16 protein-coding genes and 1 pseudogene are annotated in these 16094 nt (G+C 66.6%); 11 read left to right on the top strand and 6 right to left on the bottom strand.

What is annotated here, in order from left to right:
* Nucleotides 1-42 precede the first annotated feature (42 nt).
* Complete coding sequence (queG, locus tag Q9235_RS13855; protein WP_422678374.1) at nucleotides 43-1119, top strand: tRNA epoxyqueuosine(34) reductase QueG; 1077 nt, start codon at nucleotides 43-45, stop codon at nucleotides 1117-1119.
* A complete protein-coding gene (locus Q9235_RS13850) occupies nucleotides 1116-1982 on the top strand; it encodes an SDR family oxidoreductase (protein WP_306222357.1) in 867 nt (288 codons plus the stop codon). Before queG ends, Q9235_RS13850 begins: the two co-directional genes overlap by 4 nt.
* On the opposite strand, the gene olsB is transcribed toward Q9235_RS13850, so the two are convergent.
* From olsB to Q9235_RS13830, 4 genes and pseudogenes are all read right to left on the bottom strand, one after another.
* Entirely contained in the window at nucleotides 1983-2939 is a 957-nt protein-coding gene (gene olsB, locus Q9235_RS13845) for a l-ornithine N(alpha)-acyltransferase (RefSeq protein WP_306222356.1), read from the bottom strand.
* 96 nt (nucleotides 2940-3035) lie between these two features.
* Nucleotides 3036-5060, bottom strand: a complete 2025-nt coding sequence (locus Q9235_RS13840; RefSeq protein WP_306222355.1) for a hybrid sensor histidine kinase/response regulator — start codon at nucleotides 5058-5060, stop codon at nucleotides 3036-3038.
* Between the two features lie 163 nt (nucleotides 5061-5223).
* Nucleotides 5224-6135, bottom strand: a pseudogene (locus Q9235_RS13835) (YifB family Mg chelatase-like AAA ATPase); the annotation flags it as partial.
* Between the two features lie 269 nt (nucleotides 6136-6404).
* Nucleotides 6405-7286 (bottom strand): DNA-binding protein, encoded by an 882-nt coding sequence (locus Q9235_RS13830; protein ID WP_306222354.1) that lies wholly within the window; start codon nucleotides 7284-7286, stop codon nucleotides 6405-6407.
* Here Q9235_RS13830 and Q9235_RS13825 point away from each other — a divergent pair.
* Nucleotides 7279-7797: a hypothetical protein gene (locus tag Q9235_RS13825; protein ID WP_306222353.1), complete on the top strand. Its 519-nt coding sequence runs from the start codon at nucleotides 7279-7281 to the stop codon at nucleotides 7795-7797. The genes Q9235_RS13830 and Q9235_RS13825 overlap by 8 nt on opposite strands.
* Before the next feature lies 1 nt (nucleotide 7798).
* Here Q9235_RS13825 and Q9235_RS13820 read toward each other — a convergent pair whose 3' ends face one another.
* Nucleotides 7799-8197 carry a hypothetical protein gene (locus Q9235_RS13820; protein ID WP_306222352.1) on the bottom strand — a complete coding sequence of 133 codons (399 nt, stop codon included), beginning with the start codon at nucleotides 8195-8197 and terminating at the stop codon, nucleotides 7799-7801.
* 151 nt (nucleotides 8198-8348) lie between these two features.
* Between Q9235_RS13820 and Q9235_RS13815 the strand changes: the two genes are divergently transcribed.
* The 4 genes from Q9235_RS13815 to Q9235_RS13800 are packed head-to-tail and all read left to right on the top strand — an operon-like array spanning nucleotide 8349 to nucleotide 11902.
* Nucleotides 8349-9842, top strand: a complete 1494-nt coding sequence (locus Q9235_RS13815; RefSeq protein ID WP_422678189.1) for a recombinase family protein — start codon at nucleotides 8349-8351, stop codon at nucleotides 9840-9842.
* Nucleotides 9839-10732 carry a plasmid partitioning protein RepB C-terminal domain-containing protein gene (locus Q9235_RS13810; protein ID WP_306222351.1) on the top strand — a complete coding sequence of 298 codons (894 nt, stop codon included), beginning with the start codon at nucleotides 9839-9841 and terminating at the stop codon, nucleotides 10730-10732. The genes Q9235_RS13815 and Q9235_RS13810 overlap by 4 nt, the downstream gene beginning before the upstream one ends.
* Nucleotides 10729-11631, top strand: a complete 903-nt coding sequence (locus Q9235_RS13805; RefSeq protein WP_306222350.1) for a plasmid partitioning protein RepB C-terminal domain-containing protein — start codon at nucleotides 10729-10731, stop codon at nucleotides 11629-11631. Before Q9235_RS13810 ends, Q9235_RS13805 begins: the two co-directional genes overlap by 4 nt.
* Nucleotides 11594-11902 carry a hypothetical protein gene (locus tag Q9235_RS13800; RefSeq protein WP_306228476.1) on the top strand — a complete coding sequence of 103 codons (309 nt, stop codon included), beginning with the start codon at nucleotides 11594-11596 and terminating at the stop codon, nucleotides 11900-11902. Before Q9235_RS13805 ends, Q9235_RS13800 begins: the two co-directional genes overlap by 38 nt.
* Here Q9235_RS13800 and Q9235_RS13795 read toward each other — a convergent pair.
* Nucleotides 11899-13815: a P-loop NTPase fold protein gene (locus Q9235_RS13795; protein ID WP_306222349.1), complete on the bottom strand. Its 1917-nt coding sequence runs from the start codon at nucleotides 13813-13815 to the stop codon at nucleotides 11899-11901. The genes Q9235_RS13800 and Q9235_RS13795 overlap by 4 nt on opposite strands.
* A 171-nt stretch (nucleotides 13816-13986) precedes the next feature.
* On the opposite strand from Q9235_RS13795, the gene Q9235_RS13790 reads away from it, so the two are divergent.
* From Q9235_RS13790 to Q9235_RS13775, 4 genes are all read left to right on the top strand, one after another.
* A complete protein-coding gene (locus tag Q9235_RS13790) occupies nucleotides 13987-14190 on the top strand; it encodes a hypothetical protein (RefSeq protein WP_306222348.1) in 204 nt (67 codons plus the stop codon).
* A gap of 15 nt (nucleotides 14191-14205) precedes the next feature.
* A complete protein-coding gene (locus Q9235_RS13785) occupies nucleotides 14206-14763 on the top strand; it encodes a BrxE family protein (protein WP_306222347.1) in 558 nt (185 codons plus the stop codon).
* A 65-nt stretch (nucleotides 14764-14828) separates the two neighbouring features.
* The gene (locus Q9235_RS13780) at nucleotides 14829-15524 is read left to right on the top strand and encodes a hypothetical protein (RefSeq protein ID WP_306222346.1); all 696 of its coding nucleotides are present in this window, start codon (nucleotides 14829-14831) and stop codon (nucleotides 15522-15524) included.
* Nucleotides 15521-16093: a BREX protein BrxB domain-containing protein gene (locus Q9235_RS13775; RefSeq protein ID WP_306222345.1), complete on the top strand. Its 573-nt coding sequence runs from the start codon at nucleotides 15521-15523 to the stop codon at nucleotides 16091-16093. The genes Q9235_RS13780 and Q9235_RS13775 overlap by 4 nt, the downstream gene beginning before the upstream one ends.
* The last annotated feature ends 1 nt before the right edge of the window (nucleotide 16094 follow it).

The following is a 16094-nucleotide window of genomic DNA, read 5'->3' as shown; positions in this document are numbered from 1 at the left end:
CGCGCCGTTGCTGAACGCGCGCTCACCGAGGGCTTCGCGGTGATGCGCGTCGCCGGGGCCGATGCGATCCCGCAGGCGCCGGAGCGGCTCGAAGCCTGGCTCGCCCATGGCTATCAGGGCGAGATGGGCTGGATGGCGGAGCGCCAGGCGCAGCGCGCCGATCCGCGCCAACTCTGGAGCGAGGTCCGCTCCGTCGTCATGCTCGGCATGAACTATGCCGGCGAGGGCGATCCGCTCGCCATGCTCGCCCAGCCCGACAAGGCGGCGATCTCGCTCTATGCGAGACGGCGCGACTACCACGACGTCATCAAGGGCAAGCTGAAGAGCGTCGCGGGGCTGCTTGCGGCGCGCGGCGGCGCCGACGTCAAGGTTTTCGTCGACACGGCGCCCGTCATGGAGAAGCCCCTGGCGCAGGCGGCCGGGCTCGGCTGGCAGGGCAAGCACACCGTCCTGGTCTCGCGCGAGCACGGCTCCTGGCTCTTGCTCGGCGCGATCTACACCACTGCCGAACTGCCGGCCGATGCGGCCGAGCGCGACCATTGCGGCTCCTGCCGGCGCTGCCTCGACATCTGCCCGACCGATGCCTTCCCGGCTCCCTATCAGCTCGATGCGCGCCGCTGCATCGCCTATCTCACCATCGAGCATGCCGGCCATATCGACGCCGCCTTGCGACCCGGCATCGGCAACCGCGTCTTCGGCTGCGACGATTGCCTGGCGGTCTGCCCCTGGAACAAGTTCGCCGCGACCGCGCAGGAAACGCGGCTGGCGCTCAAGGACGAGCTCGACGGGCTCGATCTCGCGGCGCTCGCCCGGCTCGACGATCCCGCCTTCCGCACACTCTTCGCGGGCACGCCGGTGAAACGCACCGGGCGCGACCGCTTCCTGCGCAACGTACTGATCGCAATCGGCAATAGCGGGCGGCCCGCGCTGATCGACAGCGCCCTGCCCCATCTCGCCGATCCCTCGACTCTCGTCCGCGCCATGGCGGTCTGGGCGCTGGGGCGGCTCGACGCCGAACGCGCGCGAGCGCTCGCCGCCGCGGCGCTCCGGGATGAACCCGACCCGCAAGTGCGCGCCGAGTGGCACGCGCTCATGCCCCAGACGGAAGACGCCGCATGAACATCCTGATCCTCGGCCTCGGCTATTCGGCCGGGTTCTTCGCGCGCGCCGCACTGGTGCGAGGCTGGGAGGTGACCGGCACCGTCCGTTCGGCCGAGAAGGCCGCCGAACTCAGCCGCGAGGGCATCCGGACGCTGGTCTTCGGCGGCTTCGCGGTCTCGTCGGCGCTCGCCAAGGTGGCGGCGGAGGCCGATGCCGTGCTGGTCTCGGTGCAACCCACGGAGGATGGCGACCCAGCGCTCGGGCCCTTGCGCGCGGCGCTGATGGCGGCGCCGAACCTGCGCTGGATCGGCTATCTCTCGACGATCGGCGTCTATGGCGACCAGGGCGGCACCTGGATCGACGAGGCCACGCCTGCGGCCCCGACCAATGCGCGGACCCGCCAGCGCGTCGAGATCGAGGAGGCCTGGCTTCAGCTCGGCCGCGACAGCGGCAAGCCCGTGCAGATCTTCCGCCTGTCCGGCATCTACGGCCCCGGCCGCAACGCCTTCACCAAGCTGCGCAGCGGCACGGCCAACCGGCTGATCAAGCCGGGACAGGTGTTCAACCGCATCCATGTCGACGATATCGCCGGCGTCCTGATGGCCTCGCTGGCAAAGCCGCGGCAGGGCGCGATCTACAACGTCACCGATGACGAGCCCGGCCCGCCGCAGGATGTGATCACCTTCGCGGCGGAACTGACCGGCCTCGAGCCGCCGCCGGAAATCCCGTTCGAGCAGGCCAGGCTCTCGCCGATGGCGGCGAGCTTCTATGGCGAGAGCAAGCGCGTCTCGAACGCGCTGGTGAAGCGTGAATTCGGCTATACCTTCCGCTATCCAACCTATCGCGAGGCGCTGCGCGCCCTGGCCGCAGCCGGCGAATAGTCAGGCGGCGTGGCGCGGGCCTTCGCCGCCATAATAATCGGCGTAGCGCTTGTCGATCGCGGAGACCGGCAGCACGACCAGAACATCGGTCGTGCCGAACTGCCTGTCGATGACCGCGCCGGTGCCGAAACGGGCGCCGAGCCGCAGATAGCCTTTGATCAGCGGCGGCAATTGCTTGAGCGCGAGCTTGGCATCAATCATCTCCGGCGGCAGCCGGTCCATGCCGACGAATTGCTGGGCATGGGCGGTCGCCGCCCATGCGCCTTCCGAGCGGGCGTGGTGATGCAGGAAGCTCAGGGGCAGCGCCAGCGCATCGGGATCGGTGCCATCGAAGGAGGCACAGCCGAACATCGCGTCGATGCGGTGATGCTGGAGATAGGCCCAGATGCCGGACCAGAGCAATTCGACCGTCCGCTTGGTGCGATAGGGCTTCAGCACGCAGGAGCGGCCGAGCTCGAGGAAGCGGCTGCCGGGATGAAGCGCCAGCATAGGGCCGAGATCGAACTCGCCCTGGGTGTAGAAGCCGCCGAGCCGCTCGGCCGCACTCTGGCGCATCAGGCGGTAGGTGCCGACGACCTTGGGCTTGATGCCGCCGAAACGGCCGCGCGCAGCGTGATCGATGACGAGGAGGTGGTCGCAGGCCTTGTCGAAGCGATCGGCATCGCGGCGGAACATGCGCGAGACCACGTCGGGCTTGGCCGACATTTCCTGGTAGAAGACGCGATAGCGCAGGCGCTGCGCCCGCCAGATCTCGCGCGGACCGCGCGCAAGGCGAACCTCCAGCGAGCCGATTCGGCCCAACGTACCCGATAGCGGGGGCGTTTCATCGATCTCGGCGCCCGGCCGGCGCATGGCTCCACCCTTCATCAATATCAACGGGGCGAAGCGCGAGAACGGATTGCCGGCTGAAAATCGGCTGGGCAGCGCGTTCTTGGTTCCAGAAACGTGCAGTGCCATCGCTTCTCTTATCTCCTGCCGCTACCGGCATGAGGTAGGCTTGCTCCGTTGATCTTACAACTTCGCGACGAAACTGCGTCGGAGCAATGACGGTCGTCAAGCCGTCAGGCTGCCGGCGGGGTCCTGCGACAGGCGCTCCAGCCAGCGCAGCAGGGCCTCGCGCTCCAGCGGCTTCGCCAGGCAATCGTCCATTCCGGCGGCGAAAGCCGCGGCCCGGTCGGCGGCGGAGACATTGGCGGTGACCGCCACCAGCGGCAGCGTGGCGGCACGGCCCAGCCGGCGCTCCAGCGCGCGAACCGCACGGGCGCAATCGAGCCCCGTCATCTTGGGCATGCGGACGTCGAGCAAAGCGAGTGCCAGCGGCGGCGCCGTGCCGGCAAAGCTGGCCTCGACCCGCTTCAGCGCCTCGCGCCCGTCACGCGCCCAGATCGCCGTGCAGCCGAAACGCTCCAGCGTCCGCGTCGCGAGCAGGGCGTTGATCTCGTTGTCTTCCGCGACCAGCACCGTCAGGCCGGCGCCGGGCTGACGCAGCGGCGTCGCGGCAAGCTCGCCAGGGCTGCCGACAGACGTTGGACCCGGCGGCAAACCGTTGCCCAGGCGCTCATAGAGCGAGCGCGTCCTCACCGGCTTGATCAGGAAACCGGAGAAGCCGGCCTCCTGTGGTGATCCGAACTGCCGACGAGCATGGGGCGACAGCAGGATGAGGCAATCGCGAATGCCGACCGCGCCCGCAGCCGCCGCCAATTCCTTTGCCGGCGCATCACCCAGCGCATGGTCGATCAGAACGGCCGTCACCGGATGATCCCCGACGAGCTTCGCCCGCGCCGCCTCGATCGTGCCGGCGATGGAGACCGAGGCCCCCGTCGCGCGGATCGTCTCCGCCAGGAAGCGCACCGCGAAGGGCGCCGGCGAAACGAGCAGCACATGGTGCTGTGGCCAATGCGGAATGCGGGCCGCTGGCGCATCGCGCGCGACCACGCGCGGCAAGGAGACGCGAAAGGTCGCGCCCTCGCCAAACCGGCTTTCGGCGCGTACTTCGCCGCCCATCAGGCGTGCGAGGCGGCGGACGATGGCAAGGCCGAGGCCGGTGCCCGCCTGCCCCGCGGCAGCGCTGTGATCGAGCTGCTCGAATTCGCCGAAGATGATGTCGAGCCGATCAACCGGGATGCCCGGACCGGTATCGGCAACCGTGATCTCAAGACGGTCGTCCACCTGTCCGAGACTGAGGCCGACGCCACCGGCTTCCGTGAATTTCACGGCATTACCAACCAGATTCAGCAGAATCTGGCGCAGGCGATCGCGGTCACCAAGCAGCCGCGCCGGCAGGTCGGGCGCGATATGGGCCGCAAGCTCGATGCCCTTGGCCTGCGCGCGCGGCGCCATCAGTTCCGCGACGGTTTCGAGGAGCTGAACCGGATCAAAAGGCTCCTCGACCAGCTCCAGCTTGCCGGCCTCGACCTTGGCAAAGTCGAGGATATCGTCGACCAAGGCCAGCAGAGCCTCGCCGGAGGTACGCAAGGCCGCGACATAGGTCGCCTGCTCGGCATCGGGGCCGGTATCGGTCAGGAGATCGGCCATGCCGAGGATGCCGTTGAGCGGCGTGCGGAACTCGTGGCTGACGGTCGCCAGGAAGCGCGATTTGGCCTCGTTGGCGGCCTCGGCACGCGCACGCGCCTCGACCAGCGCGTCTTCCCCGGCGATGCGCGCCGAGATATCGCGGCCGACGCGCTGGATCAGCGTGCGCCCGCCGGCGCCGGGGACGGCGGTCTCGACCCAGGAGATCCAGCGCTCGCCTTCATATGTGGCCAGGCATTCGTCGAAACTGCGGGCCCCGCCCTCCAGCAGAGCAACCGGCCGGCTCGCGAGCTGCGGCAGCAGCATCTCGCTGCCCACGAGGTCCTGCTCCCCGGCGCCGAACAACGCGGCATAGGCCCGGTTGGCATAGACGACGCGCGCTCCATCGCGCCGGACGATCAGGTCGCCCTGAGCCTCGATCAGACTGCGATAGCGCTCCTCGCTATCGGCGAGGTTCCAAAGCCGGTCGTTGAGCGCCTCGACCTCATGGGCCAGCCCGGCCACCTGCCCGCGCAAGCCGCTACGCTGACGCAGCAGCCACAGCAAAGCGCCTCCCGCCGGGAGAAGAAGCGCCGCAAAGCCAAGAGCGAACCATGACCAGATCGAAAAAGCCATGCCCTTCGATCTACGCAGACCGCCTTGAAAAACCGGCCGGAGAAAGCCGCAAATTCGACCAGTCCAACGCGAGGATCGGTTAACCCTGCAGCGCTCAGGCGGCCTGGACGAGGTCCTCCCCGCGCGCCCGATAGGACAGCGCTTCTGCGAGATGGCGCCGGCCGACCTTCGCCTCCCCGTCGAGATCGGCGAGGGTGCGCGCGACCTTGAGCACCCGGTGATAGGCGCGCGCCGTCAGGCGCAGGGCCTCTGCCGCATCGCGCAACAATGCCAGCCCGGCATTGTCCGGCCGCGCGACGTCCTCGATCACCGGGACCGGGCAGGCGGCATTGGTCATGACGTGGCCGAGGCCGAGACTCTCGAAGCGCGATGCCTGGATCTGGCGGGCCTCAGCGACACGGGCGGCGACCGTCGCCGAACTCTCGCCGGCAGCGGGCAGGATGAGGTCTGCCGCCGTCACCGCGGGCACGTCAATCGCGATGTCGATCCGGTCAAGCAGCGGGCCGGAAACGCGCGCCTGATATTGCGCCATGCAGCGATCGTTCGGCTGGCGACGGCAGGCATAGCCGGGCTCGGTCGCCCGGCCGCAGCGGCACGGGTTCATCGCGGCGACGAGCTGGAAGCGAGCGGGATAGACGACGCGGTGATTGGCCCGGGAGATCAGGACGTCGCCGGTCTCCATCGGCTGGCGTAGGGCATCGAGCGCCTGCGGCTGAAACTCCGGCATTTCATCGAGGAAGAGCACGCCGTGATGGGCGAGCGAGACTTCGCCCGGCCGCGCCTGCAAGCCGCCGCCGACCAGCGCGGCCATCGAGGCCGAATGATGCGGCGCACGGAAGGGCCGCCGGTCGGTCAGGGCGCCTTCGGCGAGCTGGCCGGCGACGGACAGCACCATCGAGACTTCGAGAAGTTCGCGCGGCGAGAGCGGCGGCAGGATCGAGGGCAACCGGCTCGCCAGCATCGATTTGCCGGCGCCGGGCGGGCCGTTCATCAGTATGTCGTGACCTATTTTGAGTCGCGCCACCGAAAACACCTAACTCACGGCTACAACAGAGCTTTTCGTTCGCGGCGGATCCGGCACTCTCTCTCGATGCAGCAATAGCCTTCGATCGGCTGCATCGCTCCAAGAGGCCGCACCATGAGCGCCTCCCGGCAGCGGGTCCCCGCCGCTGGGATACCGCTCGACCCGATCGTGAAGCAGGTAACGGATAACGGGTAGCGTTACCCGACTCGCGCTACCCGGCAATAGGAATCCTGTCAGATGAAGGCGCAGATCTAAGCCGCAGGCCGGAGCCGATACACCCCATCTTTCTTCGTGAAGAACTTCCCGCGCAGGACGCGTTCGTCCAGCCGCTTCGACAGGTTCGCCACCCCCAGATCCTCACCCGTGGCGGTCGCCTCTTCGCGCAGATCCCGCGACAGCTTCTTGAAGATCTGGTCCCGCGTCAGGCCGCCTCCGGCGGCGTGGATGCGGGCCAACGCCGCCTGCGCCTCGCCCATCACCTTCTCCCAGAACGCCCGGGAGCGGGCTCGCTCGGCCCGGCGCCTTTCCTCCGCGTCCGCTCCGGTCGGCCTCACCGCGCTCATCTTCCGCCGCAGGCCGCGCGCCTCCTCGCGCGCCGCGGCGAGCTCGGCGGCAAGCCGTTCGGCCTTGGCTTCTGCGGCGGCGATCCGGCCCTCCGCCGCGTCGGCGCCGGCCAGGGCCTCGTCGCGCAGCTTCTGGTCGTGAAGGCGAAGCCCCTCCAGCCGATCTCGATCCGCCTCGAACTGGCGGGTCGCCTCGCGCATGGACGCCTCCCAGACCCTTTTCCCGAAGCTGGCCAGTTCCTCCAGGAGCGCCTCCGGCAGTTGCGCGAGTTCGAGCCGCGGCTGGTAATGCCGCTCTGCCTTCCAAGCGGCCAGGTGCTCGCCGATGACGCGGTAGGAGCCGCCGCGGGGCAAGGCGTCGCGAACGCTGCGTATCGATACGCGCTCGGGCTTCGCCCGCAACCTGTCGGCGATCGCCCAGACTTCAGATCTCGTTGGCATTCCAGCACCCCGTTCCCGGGCGGAGGATGCCGCGGAATGGTGAATGGCGCCTTGATGGGCATGGCCGGCTCGAACACCTCCGATAAGGCCCATCTTCATATCGTCGGGCCATGCTTCGTCCATGGCCATGCCCCTCCCAGACCTCGCTGACGTCGCAGCCAACGCGGAAGCCCTCCGCGCGGCCTATCGCCCGGATCGGATCTCCGTCCTTTTCGTCGGGGAGTCGGCGCCCGCCGGCGGGAGGTTCTTCTACGCCGGCGACAGCCAGGTCCATCGGTATCTGTCGAAGGCGCTGTCGCCGTATCTGCCCGGGCCGCGCCCCTTCCTGGATCGCTTTCGGGACGCAGGCCTCTATCTCGACGACCTCGTCCTGACGCCTGTGAACCGATTGGCGCCGCGGGAGCGAGCGGAGCGGAACCTCGCCGCCGTCCCTTGCCTCTCCTCGCGGCTTGCAGCCTGCCGACCGCTTGCGATCGTCGGGATCGCGAAGACCATCGCCACTCCTCTGGCGCAGGCGCGAGCCCGGGCGGGCCTGACGTGCCCGCTGCACGTGGTCAGTTTCCCCGGCACTGGCCAGCAAGCCAATTTCCAACGCGAGATCGGCGAGATCCTGCCGACGATCCCGACGTTCGCTCGCTAGGTCACGCGCCGGCCGATGGCTGGGTGGCCGCCTCCAGCTGAACGGCCCGAACCGCCTCCAACGCCGTCAGGGCCGCCGCGACCTTGGCACGGGCCTCCTCGATGTCCGCCATGACGAGACAGTCGTTCCGGTGGATCGCCGCGAGGAATGCCGCGAGCACGCCGGGGCAGTTCGCGGCGAGGCCGAGGAAATGATCCCCGCTGGGGGCGCGGTCGCCGGCGAGCCAGTTCTTGACCGTGCGCTCGTTCGCGCCGGTCCACCTCGCGATTGTCTTGACCGCCGATGCTTGGCCGCGAAGCGACGCTCGCAGGGCGGTCGCCACCAGCTTGGCGAACGACGCCTCGGCGCCGGCGTTTCGCGTCCCGTTGGGAAAGACGTTGCCCGATTTCGGAAAGGACATTCCATCGCCTCCGCGCTGTAGTGCCGGCGACCGGTCGCCGGCTTCTCACGGCGAGGAGTAGGAGTTGCATCGTGTGAGGAGCGCTTACGGATCGTCTAGGATTGCCAGGATCGGCCCGGAGCGTTCGAAGCGCGCGGCTGCCTACGTCCGGATGTCCACGGACCACCAGCGCTATTCCACCGAGAACCAGCTCGACAGCATCAAACGCTTCGCCGAGGCCCGCGAGATCGAGATCGTCCGCGTCTACGAGGACGCCGGGAAGAGCGGCCTGAACCTGGAAGGGCGCGACGCCTTCCAGCGGCTGCTGTCCGACGTCGAGCGGGGCGAGGCCGACTTCGGGGCGATCCTGGTCTACGACGTCAGTCGCTGGGGCCGCTTCCAGAACGCCGACCACGGCGCGCACCTGGAGTTCCTGTGCTCGCGCGCCGACATCGTCGTCCACTACTGCGCCGAGCAGTTCGAGAACGACGGCAGCATCGGCTCCAACCTGCTGAAGACCGTGAAGCGGGTCATGGCGGGCGAATACAGCCGCGAGCTCTCGGTCAAGGTCTTCGCGGGCCAATGCCGGCTCGTCGAGAAGGGCTTTCGCCAAGGCGGCATGGCGGGCTACGGCCTGCGCAGGCTGCTTATCGACGAGAACGGGGACCCGAAGTCCGAACTCTCGATCGGCGAGCGCAAGAGCCTCCAGACCGATCGCGTGATCCTCATCCCCGGCCCGCCCGAAGAGGTCGAGGTCGTCAGGCGCATCTATCGCCTGTTCGTCGACCTCGGCGTCCAAGAGGCTCAGATCGCGGCACGCCTGAACCTCGAAGGAACCGTCACGGACGTCGGACGCCCCTGGACGCGGGGCACGGTCCACCAGGTCCTGACCAACCCGAAATACATCGGCGACAACGTCTTCAACCGGGTCTCTTTCAAGCTCAAGCAGAAGCGGGTCGTCAACACGCCGGACCGATGGGTGCGCGCGCGTGGCGCCTTCGTGCCGCTCGTCGACCTCGCGGACTTCGATCGCGCGGCCAGGATCATCGAGGAGCGCACGCGGCGTCTCTCCGACGAGGAACTCCTGGAGCTCCTCAGGGCGCTCCTGACCGAGCAGGGAGCCCTGTCGAGCCTGGTCATCGACGAGACCGAGGGGATGCCGTCGAGCAGCGTGTATCGGAACCGGTTCGGCAGCCTACTGCGGGCCTACCGCCGCGTCGGATACAGCCCCGAGCGCGACTACCGCTACATCGACGTCAACAGGCGGCTCCGCGCCCTCCACCCGGACGTCGTCGCCACCGTGGTCGACGGGTTGCGCGACGCGGGGGGAGAGGTGGTCGTCGACCACGACACCGGACTGCTGCGCGTGAACGGAGAGTTCACCGCCTCGGTGGTCATCGCCCGCTGCGCCGAGACCGCGGCGGGCAGGCCACGCTGGCGTATTCGGCTGGATGCCGGGCTCGCGCCGGACATTACGGTGGCCGTTCGCATGGACCGAAGCAACGTCGGCCCGCTGGACTACTACCTGCTCCCTCGCCTCGACATGACCGAGCCCAACCTGAGGCTCGCCGAGAGCAACGGCCTGTCGCTGGACGGCTATCGGTTCGAGACGCTGGATTTCCTTTTCTCGTTAGCGGCGCGAGCCAGGTTCGAGGAGGCGGCATGACCCAAGCGGCGAATTCCAGGGTGCGGATGATCCCGATCGACCGCATCGTCGTCCTGAACCCCCGCGTCCGGAATCGGCGCAAGTTCCTGGACGTCGTCGAGAGCATCCGTGCGGTCGGCCTGAAGCGACCGATCAAGGTCAACACGATGGTCGGCCCGGACGGGCAGCCATCCTACGGCCTCGCCTGCGGCCAAGGCCGCATCGAGGCCTTCCGGGAGTTGGGCCACACCGAGATCCCGGCGATCGTCACCGACGCCTCCGAGCAGGACTGCCTGGTCATGAGCCTGGTGGAGAACTGCGCCCGTCGCCAGCACCGCTCGATCGACATGCTCCAGGACGTCGCGACCCTGCGCAAACGCGGTTACTCGGATCGGGAGATCGCCGACAAGATCGGCACGACGGCCGAGTGGGTGCACATGATGGCCCATCTCATCGAGAAGGGTGAGCAGCGGCTCGTCGAGGCCGTCGATACCGGACTGATCCCGATCACCGTCGCGATGGAGATCGCCAAGGCCGACGACGAGAACATCCAGCAGCTGCTCGCCGAGGCCTACACCGAGGGCAAGCTGACCGGACCGAAACTGATCAAGATGCGCCGCCTGATCGAGCAGCGGACCCGGCGCGGCAAGCACCTGTCCGAGACGCCGTTCGGGCGCAAGCTCAGCCGCGTCCGAACCTCCGAGGCCCTCATCCACATGTTCCAGCAGGAGGCCGATCGACAGCGGCTGCTGGTCAAGAAGGCGGCGGTCACCCAAACCCGCCTCCTATTCGTCGTCGAGGCGCTGAAGTCCCTTCGGGCGGACGAAAACTTCTTGACGCTGCTGCGGGCCGAGCGGCTCGACACCTTGCCGAAGGATCTCGAAGCCCGCATCGGGGGAGGCGCACCGTGACCGACCAAGCAACTCCGCCCATCATCGCCTTCGAGACCGACTGCGTCTCAGTGCCGATCGAGGCGCTGCTGCCGGTCCGACCGCCTCGGGCGACGGTGAAGGCGAGCCATAAATACCAGCAGATCCGTGCGTCCGTCATGGAGATCGGCTTGGTCGAGCCGCCGGTCATCTCGCGGATCTCCGGCGATCCCGATCGCTACCTGCTGCTCGACGGACACCTTCGCGTCGAGATCCTGAAGGACATGGGGAACTCCCACGTCGAATGCCTGGTCTCGACCGACGACGAGGCCTTCACGTTCAACAAACGGATCAGCCGTCTTTCCGCCGTCCAGGAGCACGCGATGATCCTGAAGGCGATCGCGCGGGGCGTGCCCGACGAGAAGATCGCCCGTGCGTTGAGCCTGCACGTCAACAGCGTCCAGCGGAAGGTCCGGCTCCTCGACGGCATCTGCCAGGAGGCTGTCTCGCTGCTGAAGGACAGGACATGCCCGATGGCCGTCTTCGAGATCCTCAAGCGGATGAAGCCGATGCGTCAGATCGAGGCCGCCGAGCTGCTGGTCGCCGCAAACAACCTGACCGTTGCCTACGCCACGGCGATCCTCGCCGGTACCCCCGCCAACGAACTGGTCGGCGACACGAAGCCGAAGAAGGTCAAGGGCGTCACCCCCGAGGCGATGGCCAGGATGGAGAGGGAGCTCGCCCGGCTTCAGGAATCGATCTCCGAGGTCCAGGACGACTATGGCCGCGAACACCTCCAGCTGACCGTCGTAAAAGGCTATCTCGCGAAGCTTCTCGGCAACCCGCGAGTAGTCCGCTACCTTCTGCAACACCGTCCGGAATACCTTGAGGAGTTCCAGGCCATTGCCGAAGCCTCTTCCTTCACCGAGCAGGCCGCGTGACTCATTTTTCCCGCGGCTGACATGGTTCGCGGCATGGCGAAATCGGCGGCGCGAGGCGGCGGCGCTTGTCGAACGGGACGCCGCCGAGCTGATCGAGGAGCACGGCGTCCAAGCATATGGCGTCGCGAAGTGGCGAGCCCACCAGGTCGATCGCGGCAAGCTCGTCGACGATTGCCGACCCGCCGGGCATTGGCGGGCCGTCAGCCGCCGAGTGGCGAAGCTGGTCGGCTATGAGACTGGGCTCAATAGCGCCACGCGGCGCGAGCTCTAGGCAGCGTCCGGTTGGTGCTGTGACGTCTGCACTTTCTTGGCGTGCGCTCTCCGCTTCGCGAGCCTCGGTGCGGCCGCCTTGGCCAGCGCCACGGCATCGTCAATCTGGTCGAACCCATATTTCGACCTGAGCTCGCAAAGCTTCCGGTGGGGAGCGGGTACCTTCGCGATCCGCCTGTTCAGCTCGGACCTGAGGCTCCTCAACCATGCGTATTCGCGGTCTAGCTCAGCGTTCCTCCGATAACGTTCCCCCAAGGCCGACAAGAGATGATCGTTGAGCTTTCCGTCCACGAGGAGCAAATCGGCGAAATCCGAGATCTGGACATGATGCAATATCGGAAGGGCGCCGAAATGACCCGCGTCTCGGTCCCATTCGATCAGTGGCGCGGAATCCCGGGGGGCCGACCGCAGCCGCGACACCAGTATCCCGGCCTCCTGCGACATCTGGCGGTCTTGGGCGCGTAGGTTCGCCTTCTCGATCATCTCCTCCACCTTCGCGAAGGTCGGGTTGTCATGATCGTTGTAGACCAGTCCTCCGAACGATTTTCCCATTGGGCCGAAGAGGCCGATCGCCGGCTGCAGCGTGCCCTGCGCCTCGACGTCGCGGAGGTAGTTCCTGAAATATGCCAAGGGCGCTTGCGCCCCGAGCAGATCGTCCCCGAAGCGTCTCAGGCGGATGGTGATCCCGGCGGCGTGAAGTATCTCGCCCGGATGCGTCAGCTTCCTGCCTTGCAACTCGTTCGCGAGTTCGTCGCGGGCCGACTGGTATTCCGCATGGCCCAAGTCGAACCATCCCCACAGCCTTCTCCAAGCTGGTAGCTTCTCGGGGCCGACGATGGCGGGGTGTGCCAGGAGATGTTTCTCGATCGCTTCGACGTCCACCGAACCGCTTGCGAAAAGCTCGGCCATGTGGCGAGGGTGAATGACGGGATCGTTCCAGGATACGTGAACGTAGGACTCGCGCAGCCTTCGCGAAAGCTTTTCTCGCTCGCTGGTCGACGAGCTGACGTTGGGGATGGCGTAACGGATCTGCATGACGGACTGGAGTTCGGCCAGAGATGCACGATCGAGACCGCCGGCCCGGTATTCGATCCCGGTCGCCAACATGTAGAGAAGAACGGCAAGCCTCACATCGTCGCTCGTCGTTCGTAGCGAAGCAACGACGTCCAGCAGGCGCTGAAAGTCCATCAGGATCGCCCTGACGCTCCTGAAGTTCGGCTTGCCGTTGGCAGATACGGTCGACAGGATCTGCGGCCCGTGCTCCTCGACCAGCTTTGTCAGATGCGCGGATTTCAACGTTTCCGCGAACTTCGCGATGACGTCGGCCGGATCGGACCCCACGCGGATGGTCTTCCCGATCGCCTTTTCCTTGCGGCGGAAGTATTCTTCTCGCTGCGCCTCTGGGATGTCGTCCTCGCTCGCCACGACGATGACGCGGAGCTTCCGATGCTCGACGAACTGGTTGATGTAACCCATCACTTCGACCAGCGGCAGCGGACAGCGCTCCAAGTCGTCGAAGACGATCACTCGGCCTTCCAGGTTCAAGGCCCAATCTTGGAGGAGGCCGGCGCTTTCCTTCGTGTCAATGCTCGCGCCGATAAGGCCGAACGCTTTCGATGCAACGAAGGTCGCCCCCTTCGCCCACTTTCCACCCAGCTTGGGATGGGCTTTCTCGAACATCTGCGTGGTGATGTCCGCGAGCTCCCGGATGCCGAACAGGGTCACGTGGACGAGCGGATCCTTGGCCTCGTCGTTCTCGGCTTTCGCGACCTTCAAGCGATCGCTGAAGTAGCTTTCGACGAAGTAGCTTTTGCCCGATCCCCACGCGCCCTCCAGGAGCACTGCGTATTCTGGGTCGCCGTCGCGACCGAGGTAATAGTCGAGGAAATCTTTGGCATCGGCATTGTCGGGCACGGCGAGCTTTCCGCTTTTGCAGGGGTGTTATCGGTTAGGCGTCAGCGTTTTCGGACAGCACGGGTATGTGCCGCTTCGCGAATAACCATGACGACGGCAGCCAGGAATAGGCCTTTACGAATCCAGAATACCTGAAAGGATGAATCGACCTATCACCCTATCGGAACATCGATGCCACGGCCTGACGACAAACTGCGGACACAAGTCGCGCCCGACGATCGGCGTCAGATCCTGCTGCACCTCGATGGCAACCTTATCAAGGATCTGAAGAAGGCGGCCGTCGATCTGGAGACATCGGCTTCCGCAATCACCAACGAGGCCGTCGCTGATTGGCTCGCGAAGCGGGGTCTCCGCAAACCCGATGGGAATAACTGAGTCATGGATTTGACCATGGATCAGATCGAAGCGGCTACGCTGTTCAAGACCCGCGTCGTCGTCGCGCGTCACGGCGAGATGGATCGCGCGAAATGGTGGAACACCAACAAGGCGCTGTCCTCTACGGGCACCATGGTGTTCAAGCGCGGCTTTCCGCGCACCCATTCCTTCGCTCAGGCGCGTGCCGTCTTCGCTGTCGCCAAGCATCGCTGCGACGAGCACTTCAACCCGCCAAAGTCCGCGACCCTATGGCGGCTGCCTCAGGACGTCGAGGAGCGGCTGGAGGCGGCTCGGGAGGGCTGGCTCGACGACGCATCCTCCTGGTCCGAGTTCTTCGATGCCGTAGCGGCTCCGCAGGAGCGTGACCTCGCCTCCCTGATGCAGCGGCTCGGCCTGGCCGACGCCGGCGACGTGGCCGCCGCCAAGGACCTGCGTCGGTCGATCGAGGGCCGTTCCATTCCGTTGCCCGGCACGTTCGCCTCGACCCGCAGGGATCTTGCGCTGCTCGCCCTGGGTTTCGACAAGGGTGGCGATGGGCTCGTCGTGCCTTACGCGAGGCTTGCCGACCTATGAGGCCGCCGAGAGTTTGGTCCCAGCGATTGTTGAGGAAGGGCCCGTTCGTCGCGGAGACGTTCGCCTTGTTCTCGCAGTGGGACTTCGAGGACACCGTCGATCGCAATCTCGCACGCGGCCTGGGCGGACAGTTCCGGACGGCCGGCTGGGAGAAGGAGGTTCGCTCGACGATCCGGGCCCGACTGGCCGACGTCGACGCCATCCGCCCGCTCATCCAGCTGTCGAAGAGCGGCATGTCGTTCCATGACTGGCGCGACTGCTACCGCCTGTGGATCACCCTCACCGAACAGCCCTACGGCATGTTCGTGTTGGAATGGCTGCACGACGAGCGGGAGCGCGGTCGCTATCAGATCCGCGCCGAGGAGGTTCGTCCGTTCGTCACCGCTGTCTGGCGCGGCGAGCGCAAGGAGACGATCTCGGAATATGGCGTCGTCCGAACGGCGCGGGACCTTCTTAAGACCGCCCACGACCTGGGGCTACTAACGGGCGCCTCGTCTTTGAAGACGCTCGCCCATCCCGGCCTGGGCGACAGCGCGTTCGTGTTCCATCTGCTCTTGATCGCCGAGATCGAAGGCAGCGCCGCGAAGGCGATCGAGAGCCGCTACTGGCGCTCGGCGTTCATGGCGCCGTCCGAGGTCCACAACACCCTTCTGAGGCTGCACCAGTATCGCAAGGTCGACTACCAGGTCGCCGGCAGCCTGATCCAGCTTTCCTTGCCCTACGCCAATAGCCTGGCGTTCGCCGAAGCGGTGGCCGCATGATCGAGTTCCAATCGCGCCTCAACCGGCTCCAGCCCATCCTGGAGGACCGCGATCCGCGCAAGCAGATCAGCGCCTATCACGACATGCCCTATGCCATCTTCCGCTACGATCCCGAGGAAGAATTCGCCCTGCGCAAGGCCGTAACGCTGCTGGCGACGCGGCTGGAAAACGGCGGCAAGCGCGTGACCCGCATCTCCCTCGGGGACTGCCTGAAGGAGGCGCTGGAATCCCAGAGGCCGGCCGAGGACTGGTTCCAGGTCGAAAGGGAGATCGGCCTGCCGGAGACGATCCAGACGATCGCCAACGTGCTGGAGGAATACCGCCCCCTTGTAGACATGGTCGCCGAGCGCCTGCCGGAAACCGCCGATCCGTCGAAGGACGTGGTCTTCATCACGCGCACCGGCGCGCTTTTCCCGGTCTACCGGACCTTCTCCTTGCTCGAACAGCTCAAGGGGAAGGTCTTCGTCCCGACCGTCCTGTTCTACCCCGGCAACCTCGACGGCGCAGCCGGCCTCCGTTTCATGGGCGTGCTCCAGGCCGAGCACAACTATCGCCCCAAGATCTTCTGAC

Source organism: Bosea beijingensis (assembly GCF_030758975.1).
GTDB lineage: Bacteria > Pseudomonadota > Alphaproteobacteria > Rhizobiales > Beijerinckiaceae > Allobosea > Allobosea beijingensis.
This window is presented reverse-complemented; position numbering and strand designations above follow the sequence as displayed.